Origin of the sequence: Nitrosospira briensis, assembly GCF_900115125.1 — a bacterium.
In the GTDB taxonomy this organism is placed as follows: domain Bacteria; phylum Pseudomonadota; class Gammaproteobacteria; order Burkholderiales; family Nitrosomonadaceae; genus Nitrosospira; species Nitrosospira briensis_A.
The window spans coordinates 552417-569154 of the sequence record NZ_FOVJ01000001.1 but is presented as its reverse complement, the minus strand read 5'-3'; the positions used below and the strand labels follow the sequence as shown (position 1 = coordinate 569154).

The following is a 16738-nucleotide window of genomic DNA, read 5'->3' as shown; positions in this document are numbered from 1 at the left end:
TCTGGGTCACTTAATTTGCGCCTTGGAATGCTTGGAATAGCGCAAGTTTAAATCTATGCCTTCCGCTAATGCTTATCGCCAACCCAGGAGGATGCCATGCCAGTCGCTGTAAGTTATCCAGGTGTTTATATCGAGGAAATACCAAGTGGCGTACGCACTATTACAGGTGTGGCCACATCAATCGCCGCGTTTGTTGGCTGGGCGCCGAAGGGGCCTACTGACCGGGCGGAGCTGGTTCTGAGTTGGTCCGATTTCGAGCGCAAGTTTGGGGGGCTGGATGCTCGCAGCCTGCTGAGCTATGCGGTATATCACTTCTTCGCTAATGGCGGTCAGCGTGCCTATATAGTTCGTTTGGTTGCGGGCGCGGCGTATGGCAAGGTTACGCTCGGCGAACTGGTCATTACCGCAAAGGATCCCGGAAAATGGGCAGACCACTATGCCGTAGTAACCAAAAAACGTACAGACTTACGTCCAGACGAACCCCCGCGCTTTCAGTTAAAGATCGTCAACATCAAGCTCGATAAAAAAGGTATCCCGGTCGAGGTTTTTGACAACCTCTCCATGGACCGGAACGACCCAAGATTCGTGGAAAATGTTTTGAAGAACGAGTCTACCCGCGTGACCGCAGCAGTCGCAACCGCTACGCCAGGGACCCCGGCGAGTCCTCCGGCCGATACTGTTACTGACGAAGGCGTGGTCCCAGAAATTGCCAAGTTGAAGGATGCAACCGATGGCTCAGTGCTTACGCCAAACGAGGGCGCATTCGAGACTGCGTTGAGACCGACGGATGGGAAAAGCGGAATCTACCATCTCGACCGGATCGATCTCTTCAATCTGCTCTGCGTTCCCGGCCAAACAAATGAAGCGGTACTTTCAGATCTTCAAGCATTTTGCCGTGACCGGCGCGCTTTCCTTATCGTAGATTGCAAAGAAGATACCGACTTCGATAAATTAAGCCCACCGTTCGACTCTAACGAACCTTCGATTGGATTGAATTCAAGTCTTACGGGTGATAACGCCATCAACGCAGCATTTTATTTTCCCTGGGTAAAGGCGCCTGATCCGTTGCAACAGAACCGCCCCCGGGAATTTCCGCCGTGCGGTTTTGTAGCGGGATTGTACGCTCGTACTGACTCCACCCGGGGTGTATGGAAGGCGCCCGCGGGTATAGACGCAAGCCTGACAGGCGTTCTGGGGGTCAAGGCCACGCTTACCGATAACGAGAATGGGGTACTTAATCCCCAAGCCGTAAATTGCATTCGTACTCTGCCAATATATGGCACAGTGCTATGGGGTGCACGGACATTGCAGGGCAATGACGAGCGCGGCTCCGAATGGAAATATATTCCCGTGCGCAGAACCGCGCTGTTTCTTGAGGAAAGCCTTTTTCGTGCGCTTAAATGGGTTGTATTCGAACCAAACGATGAGCCGCTGTGGTCGCAGATCAGGCTTAATGTCGGCGCCTTCATGCATAACCTGTTCCGCCAAGGCGCGTTCCAGGGTACGACGCCGCGCGATGCCTACTTCGTGAAATGCGACAAGGAAACCACCATACAAAACGACATTAACCTGGGCATCGTCAACATCATTGTCGGCTTTGCGCCGCTCAAGCCCGCCGAGTTCGTCATAATCAAACTCCAGCAAATAGCTGGCCAGATCGAAGTCTGAGGAGGAAAACATGGCACAGTTTAGCGTCAATGCACAACGTTTTGATCCCTACAAAAACTTCAAGTTCCGTATCAAGTGGGATGGCAAATACGTCGCGGGTGTAAGCAAGGTTGGCCTCCTCAAACGCACTACAGAAGTCGTCAAGCATCGTGAGGGTGGCGATCCCTCGTCCAGCCGCAAATCGCCCGGCCGCACCGAATACGAAGCCATCTCCATCGAGCGCGGAGTGACGCACGATACCGAGTTTGAAAAATGGGCAAACAAGGTCTGGAATTACGGATCGGGTCTTGGTTCCGAAGTCTCCCTCAAGGATTTCCGCAAGGACGTGATTATCGACGTGTACAACGAGGCCGGCCAACAGGTTCTCGGTTATAAGGTATATCGCTGCTGGGTTTCTGATTTTCAGGCTCAGGCCGATCTCGATGCCAACGCGAATGCAGTGCTTATCCAGTCGATCAAATTGGAAAACGAGGGCTGGGAGCGGGATTACGAGATCGCTGAGCCTGCAGAGCCGACCTTCACCGAACCACCGGTTTAATGAATCATGCAGATGCCATCCGCAGCCGATTTACTGCTGGCATGGGAGCGTGGGCTTGATCAATCGCCAACACGACGGGCGCTTGCGCTACTGGCTGCGTGCTTGCCGGGAGGTACGCAGGATAAGCTCGCCAATCTTTCTGTTGGCGCGCGTGACGCACATCTCCTGCGCTTGCGAGAATTGTTATTTGGTGATGCCGTCGCAGCGGTTTCGGAGTGCCCCAACTGCGGCGAGCGGCTAGATGTCGCGTTCAGCACTAATGACGTACGTCATATGGGCGTCGAGAAAATAGACGCGGACAGTATGAAACCCCAAACACAGGCTCATCAACTGCATGCGGGCGGCTATGACATCAAGTATCGCATTCCGACTAGTTCTGATCTCCTCGCCATATCCACCGCTGATGGTATTGAACCGCAACTTGCGTTACTCCAACGCTGCGTAACAGAAGTTCAGCAAAATGGAATTCCAGTGCAGACAAATGCGCTGCCTGATTCTGTCATTGCTGCGATTTCTAAAGACATGGCAAATGCCGATCCGCAAGCTCAGATCGAACTTGGTCTGGTTTGCCCGGAATGCAGCCACGCCTGGAACGCGCTTTTCGATATTGCCGCGTTTCTCTGGAACGAAATTCATGCATGGGCGAAACGTATGCTTCATGAGGTGCACACCTTAGCCCGGGTTTATGGTTGGCGAGAGGCAGATATTCTCGCTATGAGCGCCAGGCGACGACAGATATACCTGGAGTTGGCGAGAACATGACAAATTCTGTTTGCACACCTAACCGATTCGTGGGATGGGTGGAGCGAAGCGGAACCCATCATGTTCCCGATGGGTTACGGCCTACAGCCTCCATCCCTCCTACACTCGCTCGACGTTTCGAACGTGTTTTTTGCGAGTTACGCGGCGCTTCACTCCTACGAATATTTTTCATAATTTCCGCTTCCCTCCTCCCATCCTGTGAGCTTGTGTGGAATGGATTGCGGCACGCTCCATCCATCCCGCAAAAGCTGGCGCGATCATGACCAATTTTCTGAACATGCTCGTACAACGCGAACGGGGACAAGCGGATAACGTAATTGCGCCTCGTTTGCCATCGCGCTATGAGCCGGTTGAACGGAAAGGTGCGCTCGCCGCGTTTGATGGATTAGAGTCTGGAGCAGTAAATCTGGAAATGAACCTCGCTGGTGAACGTCACACCGATACACGACAGCAAACTTGGCGAGATAGTAATTCAAACCCATCGGATACGCCATCGAACGAAACATCAAGCGAAAGCGAGCGGACAAACGAGCAGCGAGCGGTTGATGATCGTAAGCCACAACCGCAGGAATCACCTGCATTACGCGAACATGCCAACGCAGAACCGGAGCACCAGTCGGCGACTATCCCCCCTATCCCAGGTTTGACTCCAGCCAAACGCGATCGAACAATAGCCGCAATGGAACAAACACAAGTGGAACCGGCCAGATTTGCAGGATGGGTGGAGCAGAGCGCAACCCCTCACGGCTCCGATGGGTTACGACCTGCGGCCTCCACCCATCCTACACTTGCCGAGGATCTCAGCCATATCAGAAATGATCAAAGCCATCGCGAGCATAAAAAGGCCAGCAACCAGACTACCGCATCCGTAACGCAGTCAACAGCCGAGCCAGCGGAAGAATCCGGCCAGGATAAGAGCAATTTAATAACAGTCTCAAAAGGAACTACAACCTCTACCGGTGCGGAAACAGGAGATGCAATCTCTCTTCCTGAATCAACTGCAGAGCATCTGCAATCGGCTCAACGCGACCCAATGTTATTAACCGGCACAGCCAGTACCGAGCAGCCACCGAAAGCAACAAAGAGACGAAGCGCAGCCAAACGTCCGATTGATAATCGTCAAGACATCCCCGGCCACCAAGAGAATCAGCAGACGAGCAAGACAAGCGACGAGGCGCTTAAGCCAATAGCAGAGTCCCTAATCGCAACCGTACCAGAGCCTATAGCAAAAGAAATCGAGCACGGTGTGAAGCGGCCCGCCGCCTCACGCGCTACTGCCACCGGCATCACCCGCACCACTACAGCCATCAGAAACACCGTACCCCAACATTCGCAACCCACCTCACAAAACCGTTCATCCGCCCAACTGGTTCCAAAAAATGCTGCACCGGAAACGGTACCCTTGAAACCCGAGCTTACAGCTATTTGGCAAACTGGGCATTCTGACGTGTGCCACGGCGAAGACAACGCAACCCACAACGAACGCGATAACCGTGCATCTCCCGTATCGCGTGAAGCCATACCAGCAAAAGTGACGGTAAATAAGCCCAGCGATAGAGTGGCAATGTCATCACCCGGCTTATTGCCGAGATTATCGCCACATCAGAAAACTGAGGCGCCGCCATCCGAGCCGATACCGACGATAAACGTAACCATAGGCCGAATCGAAGTGCGTGCCGTTACGCCACCGCCAACATCTAAACGCAGCAACACGGGCCCCAAGCCCATGAGCCTCAGTGAATACCTCAACCAGCATTCCGGCCAGCATAATCAGAGAGGATCGCGATGAGCAATGCATTCGCCATCGCCGCGGTGACATCCACCATGCGTTTTCTGCTCGAAAACGCTATTCAGGCGGACTCCGCGCTGAGTGGCACTCTCGTCACCACCAAGCCGCCCGATAAAGCGCGGGGCACGAATACGGGGGGCCAGCTCAACCTCTTCCTCTATCAGCCTCAACCAAACGCCGCGTTTCGCAATAGCGAGATTCCCCACCGGGCAACGCCTGGCGAAACGGGAGTTCCGCCCCTGGCGTTGAATCTCTTCTACCTTGCCACGGCTTATGGAGAGGAGCAGCGCACGGACGAGGAAGTCATGAGCCATCACCTGCTCGGGATGGCCATGAGAGTATTACACGATCACCCACTGCTCGGATCGGATGAGATCAGGAATGCGCTTCCAGATAATGACCTGTACCAGCAGATCGAGCGCGTGCGCATCACCTTGCAGCCCATGACCGTGGACGAGTTATCGAAATTATGGAGCGCGTTTCAAACTCCCTACCGCCTGTCGGCTTTCTATCAGGTGGCGGTCGTTCTGATCGCAAGCACACGGCAATTGCGCGCGCCCCTGCCCGTGCTGACACGCGGCAGGGATGATCGAGGGGTGATATCGCAGCCGAGCCTGATTCCGCCATATCCCGCAATCGACCAACTCACCCTGCCCACCAAGCAGAATGCGATAAGGCTGGGTGAAACGGTGATAATCAATGGCCATAACCTCGATGGCGTCGCTGTGCAGGTGCGTCTAAACCGCTCGCCACGGAACGAGCAGCTTACCGAACCCAAATTTCTCGCCCCCGAGCCAGGTGCGACAAGCACAGAGATAAAAGTTGTTTTTCCGGACCAGGCGGCGGAATGGCTCGCCGGTGTCTACCTGCTTGCCGTGGCAGTGCGCAAGCCGGATGAAACTGAAGATCGCATCACCAATGAGCTGCCCCTGCTGCTCGCTCCAAGGATAACTGCGATAGTACCCAATCCCGCGGCGAGGGATGGTGCAAGCGATGTCGCATTAACCATTACTTGCAGCCCCCAGATTGGTCCCGAGCAGCGCATAAGCCTGCTCCTGGGAGGCAGGGAAATACGTGCCGGGGCGCGGGCTGCGCCCACCGGTGACCTGAGCTTTAGCATTCCCAGCCCTACGCCCGGAGATTATTTTCTTCGGCTACGCGTGGACGGCGTGGACAGCCTGCTCATCGATAAATCGACCACCGTCCCGGTATTCGATCCTTCGCAAAAGGTGACGATCACATGAACACGCTGGCGGATTGGCAGGCTGCAAACGACAAATACCTCAGCGCCGCAGCCCGTTGGGTACGACTCCTGCTGGAGCAACATGCATATCCCGCGCTAGCTATTGCTGTTCCCTCCACTTCTTCTGAAACTGCTTCCCCCGCCGCCGCAGCAGTTGACACCGGGCCTCCGCCTGAAACCCGGCCCCGGCGCAGGTCTAAAAAGGCCGAAAGCACGACCTCAAACGGCTCAGAGGCTCCCACTGCTACCCCTACCCTGCCCGCTGCCGCGGCAACCGCACCGGTTGGCTCCACTGGTAACGCGGTGGAGCAGGCAGCAGCGGAGATGGCCGCCGCAGAAAAGAAAATGTCTCCTCCACCTGCGCTCGTACTATTGAGCCAGAGGCTGGGCCTATCCAGTTTCGAGCGCGACATTCTCCTGCTTTGCACCGCGCTGGAGCTGGATACGCGCATCGCCAGTTTGTGCGCTCAGGTGCAGGAAAACCCTGCCCGGCCATATCCGACTTTTGCCCTGGCGCTCGCCATATTCAGTGAACCCGCGTGGGAGGCACTCTCTCCCGAACGCCCCCTGCGCTATTGGCGCCTGATCGAAATTAATCAACCGGGCAGCCAACCGCTCACCACCAGCGCGCTGCGCGCGGACGAACGCATCGTCAATTACGTCAAGGGGCTGAACTATCTCGATGACCGGCTCACGCCCTTGCTTGCTCCCGTGCCGCAGATGATTGGAGGCGAACCACTGCCACCTTCGCAGCAGCATGTGGTGGATGCCATCCTGCAACGCTGGGAACAAAGCGACCGGAGAGACCAAGGGGATAAAGGCAACCGTCAGGGCGAGAACATCGCAGCGCCCGCCATGCTGCCCGTCGTGCAACTTCTCGGCGCCGATGAACCCAGCAAGCGGCTCATAGCAGCGCACACAGCCGCAAGCCTGGGGCTGCATCTCTACCGGCTGCCGGCCGCTTTCCTGCCGCCGCAAACCGGCGATCAGGAAACCCTCATTCGCCTATGGCAGCGCGAGACCGCTTTGCTGCCCCTTGCACTCTACCTGGACGCGCAAGAACAAAGCGCCCAGGAAGGGCAGCAGGCAATCAACCGCTTTCTTTCAAGATGCGAGGGCGCCATATTCCTCGCTACCCGCGAGCCTTGGGCACACCTCGACCGACCGGATGTAGCACTGGATGTAGCAAAGCCTACACCGGAAGAGCAGCGGGATGCCTGGATCGCAGCCTTGCACGACAGGACAAAGGAATTGGGGGAACTGGGGGATTTGCCCGACCAGCTATCCGCTCAATTCAACCTCGATCTCGCTACCATCCGGCAAATTGCGCAGACGGAGCTTGCGGAAAAATCTTCCGGCCAGCCCCTCCCCAATCGCCTCTGGAAGGCAAGCCGAGCGAGCGTCCGCCCCCGGCTGGAAGCGCTGGCCCAGCGACTGGAAGTCAAGTCCACCTGGGATGATATCGTGCTCCCCGACGAGGAAATGCAAGCACTGCGCCAGGTCGCGGGCCAAGTATCGCAGCGAACCAAGGTTTACCAGACCTGGGGCTTCGCCAACAAGATGAACCGGGGCTTTGGCATCAGTGCGCTATTTGCGGGCGAGAGCGGCACGGGCAAGACCATGGCCGCGGAAGTGATCACCAATGATCTGCGCCTCGATCTCTACCGGATCGATCTTTCCCAGGTGGTCAACAAATACATCGGAGAAACGGAAAAGAACCTGCGCCGCCTGTTCGACGCCGCGGAGGATGGCGGCGCCATTCTGCTCTTCGATGAGGCGGACGCCCTCTTCGGCAAACGCAGCGAGGTCAAGGACAGTCACGACCGCTACGCCAACATCGAGATCAATTACCTCCTTCAGCGCATCGAATCCTATCGTGGACTCGCCATTCTCGCCACCAACATGAAAGGAGCACTGGATACCGCCTTCATGCGGCGGCTGCGCTTCATCGTCAATTTTCCCGTGCCTGCCGCGCCTCAGCGCAAGGCAATATGGCAGAAAGTATTTCCGCCGGAAACCCGTACCGAAGGGCTGGATTATGACCGGCTCGCGCGCCTCAATCTCACCGGCGGCCTCATCCACAACGTTGCCCTCAACGCAGCATTTCTCGCCGCGCAGAATGGCACAGCTGTAACCCTGCCGCTGGTCCTGACTGCGGCGCGTGCCGAATTCCGCAAACTCGATCGACCGATCAACGAGGGTGATTTCCGGTGGCTGGAAACAGCAGGAGCAGGACCAGGGGGATGAACAAGGCCATGAACATCAACCTGCACATTGATCGGCTGATTCTGGACGGCATCAATATTCCCCACAGCCAGCGCCATCTTCTGCAGGCGAGTGTGGAAGGCGAATTGACCCGGCTGTTGACCGAAGGAGGAGTTGCACAGCGATCGGTCAGCGGCACCGCTTTGCCTCATGTACAGGCTAGCGGTATGAATCTGTCGAGTGCCACCGACCCGACCTATCTTGGGCGGCAAATCGCACAGTCGGTTTATGGAGGGTTTGGAAAATGAACCAGATCACTTCGCAAACACAAAATCGGGGGAAGACTGATCCGTTGGCCGCATCAGGAATCCTGCAAAGAAAATGTGCTTGTGGCAGCCACATAGTTGCAGGTGGTAAATGCACTGACTGTACTGAGAGAGAACATAGCCTTCAACGCAAAGCAGCAAATACGGGCAAGTTAGGTCTCCCCATACAGCGTAAGCTGACAATCGGAGCGTGTAATGATCCGTTGGAACAGGAAGCGGATCGAATTGCGGATCAGGTGATGTTGATGCCCGCAAATGCCGCTGTCAACAGGGCGCCTCTCCGGATTCAACGCTTCACCGGATCACCAACAAGAGCTATTCCGGAGGTGCCACCCAGCGTGGAGCGGGTACTGTCGAGTTCAGGCACGTTTCTGGAGCCTAAACTTCGGCAGGATATGGAAAGGCGATTTGGATACGATTTTTCACACGTGCGTGTATATTCAGGGGGAAATGCTGAACAATCCGCAAGAGAAGTCAGCGCAAATGCATATACAGTCGGGTCCAATATTGTGTTTGGCGCAGGGCAATTTTCACCCAAAACAAATACGGGAAGGCGACTATTGGGCCATGAGTTGGTACATGTAATTCAGCAAAACGGCTTCTCTAAAGTCCAGAGACAAACTGCTGAGGATATTCCAGATCTAGAAGATTTTGGTTCTTCACCATTTGGCCGCCCGCTTAACACGAGATCTGCCGAGGAAATTTATAGCAGGAATAGGCAATTAGTTCCTCCTTTGACCGATGTAAATTTTGATGCAACCCTGGGAGCCGCATGTGCTCAGGGTAGGGTTCTTGTGGTGGATTTCTGGGACCGTTACTGTCGACCTTGTGATCGGGTAGCCCTTCATATGACCTCTCTGGCGCGACGTTACCAATCAGGGCCTTTTCGTAATCGTGTGGGATTTTTCCAGGTGGAATGGGATCGGAGAGTTAATCCCAGTCTATATCAACGGTTCCCGTTAAGAAGCCTTCCAACTGTATATTTTTATTGGTGTGCTGGGAGCAATCCTACTTTAGAGGATCAAGCTAGCGAAGCCCTTCCTGAAGCTGGATATTCAAGTCGGGTTGAGGTCATTCTTAGAAGACATGGTATTGGAGGAGAAGCAGCTACAGGATCCAGGCAAGAACAAGGTTCATCATCTGCCGTCTCCTCTTCTGAGGGCACCCAATATACGCCGTCTCTTCTCATCCATCATCGTATTGTCCGCACCTGGATGAGAGAAGCGTATCGTCGCTCGGACATGGGAGCAACAGAAGAGCGAAGGACGGAATGGGGAGGAAAAATTAAGCGAAGTTCCACTGGAATCTTAGAGTGTGCTTTTCATACAGATGGACATCCAAGTGAAATTGCGACCTGTCCGCGCGAGTTGGGAATTACTCCCGATGGTCATATCGGCAATTCTCTTATAGTAGGATCCTTTCATACTCATCCAAACTCGAGGAGAGAGCTTGAACCGCCGTCTCCAGCCGACAGAAATGCAATGGTGCGTCGTCGCGAATGCATGGGTATGGAAGAGTATGTGATCGGCGTGCATAATATTTATGTTGTGTTTCCTGATGGGACTGGTCAATCACTAGGACGTACCAACGATTGGTTATTTGAAGGGGCCCCTTTGATTGACGCACCGTAAGGGCGACGCTAAACATGGGTGCCACATTCGGGATGTTTGAGATAGTGGTTTGCTAGTCAGTTTATGGATGAATTGGAAAATGACTCAGCTCAGCTCACAAACACAAAAAAGCCACGCAAAAATTGATCCATTGCCGGCATCTGGATTTCTGCAAAGGAAGTATGCCTGCGGCAACTACAGGGTTGGAAGAGACCATTGTACGGATTGCGGTGAGAAAGAGCAAAGCACGCAGCGTGAAGTTGCTAATACGGCTAAGCCCGATGGTTATGTCATACAGCGCAAGCTGACAATTGGCGCGAGTGACGATCCCTCGGAAAAGGAAGCGGATCGAGTTGCCGACCAAGTGATGTCGATGCCTGCAAATGCCGCCATCAACAGAGCGCCTCTCCGGATTCAGCGCCTTACCGGATCACCGACAGAAGCGGTTACGGAAGCACCACCCAGCGTAGATCGGGTTTTATCTAGCCCAGGGAAGCCTCTTGAGCCAGAGTTGCGACGTGATATGGAGCAGCGCTTCGGTTATGATTTTTCGCTTGTGCGCGTGCATACTGATCTCACGGCTGAGCAATCCACCAAAGATATGAATGCAAATGCGTACACGATGGGGCATAACATAGTTTTTGGCGCAAGGCAGTTTCTTCCAAATACACATGAGGGGCGGCGTTTGATTGCCCATGAGTTAACGCACGCGTTACAACAAGAAGGAAGTGTAGATACTCAGAAAATAAGGTCACAAGACAATCCCGCCTCTGCCTTAATACAGTATCTCTCACCTTCGCCTATTACTCCATCTCCTGTTCGTCGCCAAATAGCATCGCAGGGTCAGGCGACTTCCTCGTCTACCCCATGTAACTCCACGGATGATGGAGTAATACAATCCGCGATTAGCACAGCTGAGCCGTGGGTGCCACCGTCCCTAAGGTGGCTCGGGGAATACCAGGATATGCTGAATAGTCTAGCCCGTTCGTTAACGCCAGGAACCTCCCGCCCAATTGGGCCTGAAATTTTTCGAAGGCTGCAATTACTCGAAGACCATTTTAGAATCAGTGTTAAGGTGAGGTCTCTAAGAGGAATATTTCCAGCATCAGAGGCAGACCGAGTTACTGTACAAGATTGTCAAACCCTGGGGCAGGTCGTGGATAACATTCGTCGACATTTTCGAGATTTGGACCTGGATGAGTTGTCCTACGATTGTTCTACGGTGCCTCGAAGAAGCACCCATGCAGGTGACGTCTGGGGGTCTGCGGTACCTGGAAGCCGTCACTTCACGATCTACACGGGTGCCTTTAATCCCTTAGACGGTTCTGTATCGGCGCAAACCCAGGCTGGAGTTGTCTTACATGAAGCGTTTCATGCCATGTTCTCTGAATTTCACGGTGATTCTTACTACTTTGACACCGATTATCCTGGCCGTAGGCCGGAGGCAAATGCCGATTCATATGCAAATTTTGCTTCTATCCTTGCCACTGGGGCTCCCATAGGTCGGATTGGACCTGCGATAAGAATTCAAGGCAGCACCGGTACGACCCCATAGGGTGGAAATGTGCAGCGTGACCAGCACCGTGATAAGGCGGCCATCACAGGTAAATGCTTTAATTGAAATGCATGGGGAAATTATGCTAACAACTAAAGGTGTTATCCGATCTGGGGTATCTCGGCACAACGCAGCAACATGCGCAAACCATACATGGATACGAAATGGTTAAAAGCGCTTTGCAACTGAGAAGGCAAACAAAAATAAACCCTTTTCAGGTATCTGGAACTGCAACGAAAATATGCGCGAGGCAGTCGCGGTTGGCGTGGCAAATTCACCCGCTGCATGCGAAAGAGCGACACCCTGCAACGCGGCGTCCAGTACAACTACGTGACCGCCCCACCTCTTACGTCTATTACAAGTATTCAGAGTGAATTAACTTAACGTTTACCCAAAAGACATGCTCCTTCTACTTGCAAAGTTGCCCGCACTTTGCCTCATATATGTCAATTAGCTGGGCTCGGATAAAAAATTACTCAGTCAGTGTATGGGGAATCGGAAATGAATCGCATCACTGCACAAACGCAAAGTCAGACAAAGACTGATCCTTTGCCAGCATCGGGAATCCTGCAAAGGAAATGTGCTTGCGGCGGCTCCCATGTTTGGGGGAGCCAATGTAGTAATTGTGCCGAGAAAGAGCAAAGTCTGCAAAGGGAAGCTGGCAGTACAACGAAGTCGCTCAATCGCACGATAGAGCGCAAGCTAACAATCGGCGCGAGCGACGAGCCATTGGAAAAGGAAGCGGATCGTATTGCCGATCAGGTGACGTCTATGCCGCCAAATGCCCTTCCCGTAGGGCTACCCCTCCGAATTCAACGTTTCACTGATCATGGCGCCGCTCTGCTCTATGGAGCACCTCGTAGCGTCGATCGCATTCTTGCTAACTCTGGGAAACCACTTGAAGCCCAGATAAGACAAGATATGGAATTACGCTTTGGCTACGATTTCTCACAAGTACGAGTACATACCGGCTCAGCTGCCGAGCAATCGGCACGGGATGTGAATGCAGTGGCCTATACAGTGGGGAATAACATTGTGTTTGGCTCAGGACAATTTTTGCCAAGTAAGCGTGAAGGACAGCGATTAATAGCTCATGAGTTGACACATGTAGTGCAGCAAAATAACTTTCCAGTTAACACTAAGCAAAAGAATTGTAGTGCTCCATTTTCTCCAACTTCGGCGCGATTCAGCTTGCAACGTCAGGTCTCCGTAGGGGAAGCTGTTAGACCTCCTGCCGCACGGATACAGGACGAGCGTCCGCGCGTTTTGCCTGAACAGCAGTCAATGTTCGAGAATTTGCGAGCTTTTATTCGGAGTCTCCCAGTTCGGCTTCGGCAATTGGTGGCCACGGGTCAAGCTGGGGAACCATGGTTAAATTCAGGCAATACGTACGTACAAAGCGCCTTGCGGGTACTTGATCGGTTAGTCGCGGATTTAGGACAACCAAACTTTGTCATTCGTTTTGACCCTAGCCTTGCCTTCAACGTTGGTGCTGCCTACGATTGGGTGCGCGATCAAGTGCGTGTACGACCTTTCTCAACCGCGGAAGGACTTACTGGGGTTACTATTGCTCTGCTTCATGAATATACCCACATTCTTCAAGATACGGAAGCAGAGTCAATATTCGCCCAGCACCGTTCTCCTCGCGTTCATACTCGTTCCGAAGGGCTACAGCGGGAAATGGGAGCCCGAAGGGAAGAAGTATATTTCAGCGAGATGCTCCGTGTACTCGGTTACCCGGCCAGCGGGAATACCCCCTTCCGGGAACGCTTCGAAACCGAGCGGGTTAGCTCATCCGAGGAGGCTAGGGAGGAAGCAAGCAGAGGTATTCAGGACATGATAGGGGTTGAGTACGAAGAGCAGCTCGCGAGCCTTGAATCCACCAAAACGTATGCTATAGAAATCGATGAAAACAACCGAGCCCTCTTACACTGGAATGATTCGACCCCTCGAGATCTAGGTGAGATACCGCTGGGCATAAGCCGAAGAGATCAACTGACAGGCTTCCTCCATGCGAGGATTGATCAACCTCCCGAGTTCAACAGCCTTTTTGACCGCCCGGGCGGGCGCCGTTTTTCACGGCTTACATTTGCCGTTCTCTTCGAGCGAGAGCATCTTACCGAGTTTGCCGTGCAGAGATCGGGGAGCCCACCCTGATTGAAAAAAAAATTGAAACTTGGCCGTGTATAGATTGGTAGAAAAAATGAGCTCGGTAATGAGATATGACAGGAACAAAATATTTACAAACTAGACCGATGATTAGGTTGTTCCAATCAAGGAAAATTAATTTGATAACAAATAATGAACAGGGGATATCTTCCGCTTTCTGAAAAGAAGCGTTCTAGCTTTTGAAGAGTTTGATTCAAATCACTGTTCGACTCCATAATGAACAAACTATTAAAATGACCCCCTTCCCCCGCTCCCCCCGCCTCATCAAAGGCGCCCTTTTCAGTGTCGATCAGAAGAATCCTGTCGCCACCAGGATCGTCTTCCAGTACAACCCGGATACGATGACGCGACGACTGGAGGCGCGCTCAACCGGCGGTGGCGATGCGAGCGACCGGTCGGAAGCCTTTCGGCTTACCGGGCCGCCCAAGGAGACGATCACTCTCAATATCGAGGTGGATGCGACCGACCAACTGGAGCAGGTGGATCGCCTTGCGCTGGACGAAGGCGTATCGCCCGTGCTTGCGGCGCTGGAAGTGCTGCTTTACCCGAAGAGCGAGTTTGTCATCAAAAACGAGGCGCTCGCTAGAAACGGTGATATAGAGATCGTGCCGCCGGAAGCGCCGATTACGTTATTCGTCTGGGGAAAGTCGCGGGTGCTGCCCGTGCGGGTTACAGGATTCAGCATCACGGAGGAAGCCTATGATGTCAACCTCAACCCGATCCTTGCGAAGGTGGACCTGACGCTCACCGTGCTGAGCTACTTCGACCTCAAAGTCGACAACCCCGGCTACAACCTCTTCATGGCGCACCAGATTGCGAAGGAAGCGCTGGCCGCCACAAACCTGAAAAGCGCGGTCAACAATGCGTCGGGCGCACCAGCCTGAATACATTCATTGGCACGTAAAAAAGGAGTTCACTCGTGGTGATATTTCCTGTTACCAGTCGTTATCACGGCATCGAGATTGCAAAGTATGAAATGCCTCCCGAAGAGGGGGAAACCGAACCGCGTGAAATCGCTTATCTGCGCCGCCGTTTTCTTCCTCCGCTTTCAAAGCCGCGAGATGAACCTGTCTCGACCGAGCATGTGGTCACCCAGGGCGAGCGGCTGGACAACATTACGGCGAGTCATCTGGGCGACCCGGAACAGTTCTGGCGCATGTGCGATGCAAATAATGCAATGCTTCCCCAGGCGCTGACAGAGGAAATCGGCCGCCGGTTACGGATACCGCTGGATTTAGGGGGCACGATCTGATATGCCAGGCAGCGGCGCGCGCTTGCAATTGCTTATCGGCCCCACGGTGCCGAATCCTGCGCCTTATGAGGTCGTGGATGCGTTGATCGACCTGGAAGTGACCAGCGGGGAGCAGGAACTTGACGGTTTCAGGATGAATTTCAGCCTGGGCAGGGAAAAAGGTGCTGACTATGAATTGCTCAAGAGCGGCCTGCTCGAGCCGCCCAACCGCGCTATCGTAGTGATCTCGATCGGTACCCGGCGGGAGGTATTGATCGACGGGTTGATCACTCAGCACCAGGTTATTCCCAGCAATCAGGCGGGAGGATCGAAGTTGCATGTCGACGGGCTGGACATCGGCATCAAGCTGAATCTCAACGAAGCGAATAAGTCATATCCGGACCAGTCGGATTCGGTCATAGTGAGGCACCTGCTGGAAGCCTACCGTGACCTGGAGTTGGAAGCCGATGTCGAAGAAAGTGAAGTGACGCCCAGCGACAACGACCGCCGCCCGGCCCAGCAGGGAAGTGATCTTGCTTATATTCGGGCATTGGCAGAGCGAAACAGCTTCGTTTTCTACGTTGAGCCGACGACTGAGCCGGGCAAATGCATTGCTTACTGGGGCCCGCAGAAACGGCAGGGAGAGGCGCAACCTGCTCTGAAAATGAACATGGGTCCGTACACCAACGTCGATACGCCCATCACCTTCAGGTATGACGCATTGGGGCCGGCCGATCCCGGAATATTCTACCTCGATCCGGATAGCAGGCAGATGCTTCCAGTCGAACCCTCCTCGAGTTCGTACCCGCAGCTCGCGCGACGCATCTCAAGACCCCTGCGTAGCACCTTGGCTCGCGACACAGCGAGGCTGAATGCAGCACTGGCGGGAAAGCGGGGCCTCGCCTCCACGCAGGAGTCCTCCGATGCAGTCACAGGCACGGGGGAAGTGGATGCCGTGCGCTACGGCCGAATTCTGCGTGCGCATCACCTTGTAGGTGTGAGCGGGGTCGGCAACAGCTTTGACGGGGAATACTACGTCGAATCGGTTACCCACCGGATCAAGCGCGGGGAGTACAAGCAGAGCTTCACGTTGAAGCGTGAAGGACGCGGATCAACGAAACATCAATTGAGATGAACGGACCGCCTTTTCACGGCAAGTTCCGGGGGGTGGTGAGTAACAACAGCGACCCCAATAACATGGGGCGCATCCGCGCCAGGGTTCCGGATGTGTTCGGGGAAAATGAGAGCGGGTGGGCTTTGCCCGCTTTGCCTTACGCAGGGAAAAGCGTGGGATTGTTTTTGATCCCGCCAGCGAATGCTTCGGTCTGGATCGAGTTCGAGCATGGAGACCCGGAATACCCGGTCTGGACGGGGTGCTTCTGGGCCCAGGGGGAAGTCCCGGCCTCCCCTGCCAATGCAGATATGAAGGTGCTGAAGACGAATGTGGCAACAATTACGATCAACGATTCGGCGGGTTCAGGCGGAATAACGATCGAGACCACGGCAGGGATGAAGATCGTGATGGATTCGTCCAGTATCGAGGTCACTAACGGCCAGGGTGCCAGCGTCAAGCTCAGCGGCAATCAGGTTTCCATTAATAGCGGCGCACTCGAGGTGACATAGGTTCACAGGTTTTGGCGGA

The 16738-nt window shown here is 54.2% G+C and carries 14 protein-coding genes; all 14 read left to right on the top strand.

What is annotated here, in order from left to right:
- Positions 1 to 96: 96 nt before the first annotated feature.
- The 14 genes from BMZ14_RS02585 to BMZ14_RS02520 all read left to right on the top strand — a co-directional run bounded on the left by BMZ14_RS02585 (position 97) and on the right by BMZ14_RS02520 (position 16719).
- Entirely contained in the window at positions 97 to 1668 is a 1572-nt protein-coding gene (locus tag BMZ14_RS02585; protein ID WP_074794279.1) for a phage tail sheath family protein, read from the top strand.
- A gap of 10 nt (positions 1669 to 1678) precedes the next feature.
- Positions 1679 to 2206 carry a phage tail protein gene (locus tag BMZ14_RS02580; RefSeq protein WP_074794276.1) on the top strand — a complete coding sequence of 176 codons (528 nt, stop codon included), beginning with the start codon at positions 1679 to 1681 and terminating at the stop codon, positions 2204 to 2206.
- A gap of 6 nt (positions 2207 to 2212) precedes the next feature.
- Complete coding sequence (locus tag BMZ14_RS02575) at positions 2213 to 2968, top strand: T4 family baseplate hub assembly chaperone (protein ID WP_074794273.1); 756 nt, start codon at positions 2213 to 2215, stop codon at positions 2966 to 2968.
- Positions 2969 to 3227: 259 nt separating this feature from the next.
- On the top strand, positions 3228 to 4757 hold the full coding sequence (locus BMZ14_RS02570) for a prolipoprotein diacylglyceryl transferase (protein ID WP_143071863.1): 1530 nt from the start codon (positions 3228 to 3230) through the stop codon (positions 4755 to 4757).
- Positions 4754 to 6001: a Pvc16 family protein gene (locus tag BMZ14_RS02565; RefSeq protein ID WP_074794267.1), complete on the top strand. Its 1248-nt coding sequence runs from the start codon at positions 4754 to 4756 to the stop codon at positions 5999 to 6001. The genes BMZ14_RS02570 and BMZ14_RS02565 overlap by 4 nt, the downstream gene beginning before the upstream one ends.
- On the top strand, positions 5998 to 8247 hold the full coding sequence (locus BMZ14_RS02560) for an ATP-binding protein (RefSeq protein ID WP_074794264.1): 2250 nt from the start codon (positions 5998 to 6000) through the stop codon (positions 8245 to 8247). The genes BMZ14_RS02565 and BMZ14_RS02560 overlap by 4 nt, the downstream gene beginning before the upstream one ends.
- A complete protein-coding gene (locus BMZ14_RS02555) occupies positions 8244 to 8513 on the top strand; it encodes a hypothetical protein (RefSeq protein ID WP_218144959.1) in 270 nt (89 codons plus the stop codon). Before BMZ14_RS02560 ends, BMZ14_RS02555 begins: the two co-directional genes overlap by 4 nt.
- The gene (locus BMZ14_RS02550; RefSeq protein ID WP_074794261.1) at positions 8510 to 10162 is read left to right on the top strand and encodes an eCIS core domain-containing protein; all 1653 of its coding nucleotides are present in this window, start codon (positions 8510 to 8512) and stop codon (positions 10160 to 10162) included. Before BMZ14_RS02555 ends, BMZ14_RS02550 begins: the two co-directional genes overlap by 4 nt.
- A 79-nt stretch (positions 10163 to 10241) precedes the next feature.
- Positions 10242 to 11696 carry an eCIS core domain-containing M35 family metalloendopeptidase gene (locus tag BMZ14_RS02545; protein ID WP_218144958.1) on the top strand — a complete coding sequence of 485 codons (1455 nt, stop codon included), beginning with the start codon at positions 10242 to 10244 and terminating at the stop codon, positions 11694 to 11696.
- A gap of 501 nt (positions 11697 to 12197) precedes the next feature.
- On the top strand, positions 12198 to 13853 hold the full coding sequence (locus BMZ14_RS02540; protein WP_074794255.1) for an eCIS core domain-containing protein: 1656 nt from the start codon (positions 12198 to 12200) through the stop codon (positions 13851 to 13853).
- 353 nt (positions 13854 to 14206) lie between these two features.
- On the top strand, positions 14207 to 14749 hold the full coding sequence (locus tag BMZ14_RS02535; RefSeq protein WP_218144957.1) for a hypothetical protein: 543 nt from the start codon (positions 14207 to 14209) through the stop codon (positions 14747 to 14749).
- A gap of 35 nt (positions 14750 to 14784) precedes the next feature.
- The gene (locus tag BMZ14_RS02530; RefSeq protein WP_218144956.1) at positions 14785 to 15117 is read left to right on the top strand and encodes a LysM peptidoglycan-binding domain-containing protein; all 333 of its coding nucleotides are present in this window, start codon (positions 14785 to 14787) and stop codon (positions 15115 to 15117) included.
- A 1-nt stretch (position 15118) separates the two neighbouring features.
- Positions 15119 to 16231 carry a phage late control D family protein gene (locus tag BMZ14_RS02525; RefSeq protein WP_074794249.1) on the top strand — a complete coding sequence of 371 codons (1113 nt, stop codon included), beginning with the start codon at positions 15119 to 15121 and terminating at the stop codon, positions 16229 to 16231.
- Complete coding sequence (locus BMZ14_RS02520) at positions 16228 to 16719, top strand: phage baseplate assembly protein V (RefSeq protein ID WP_074794246.1); 492 nt, start codon at positions 16228 to 16230, stop codon at positions 16717 to 16719. Before BMZ14_RS02525 ends, BMZ14_RS02520 begins: the two co-directional genes overlap by 4 nt.
- Positions 16720 to 16738: the final 19 nt, after the last annotated feature.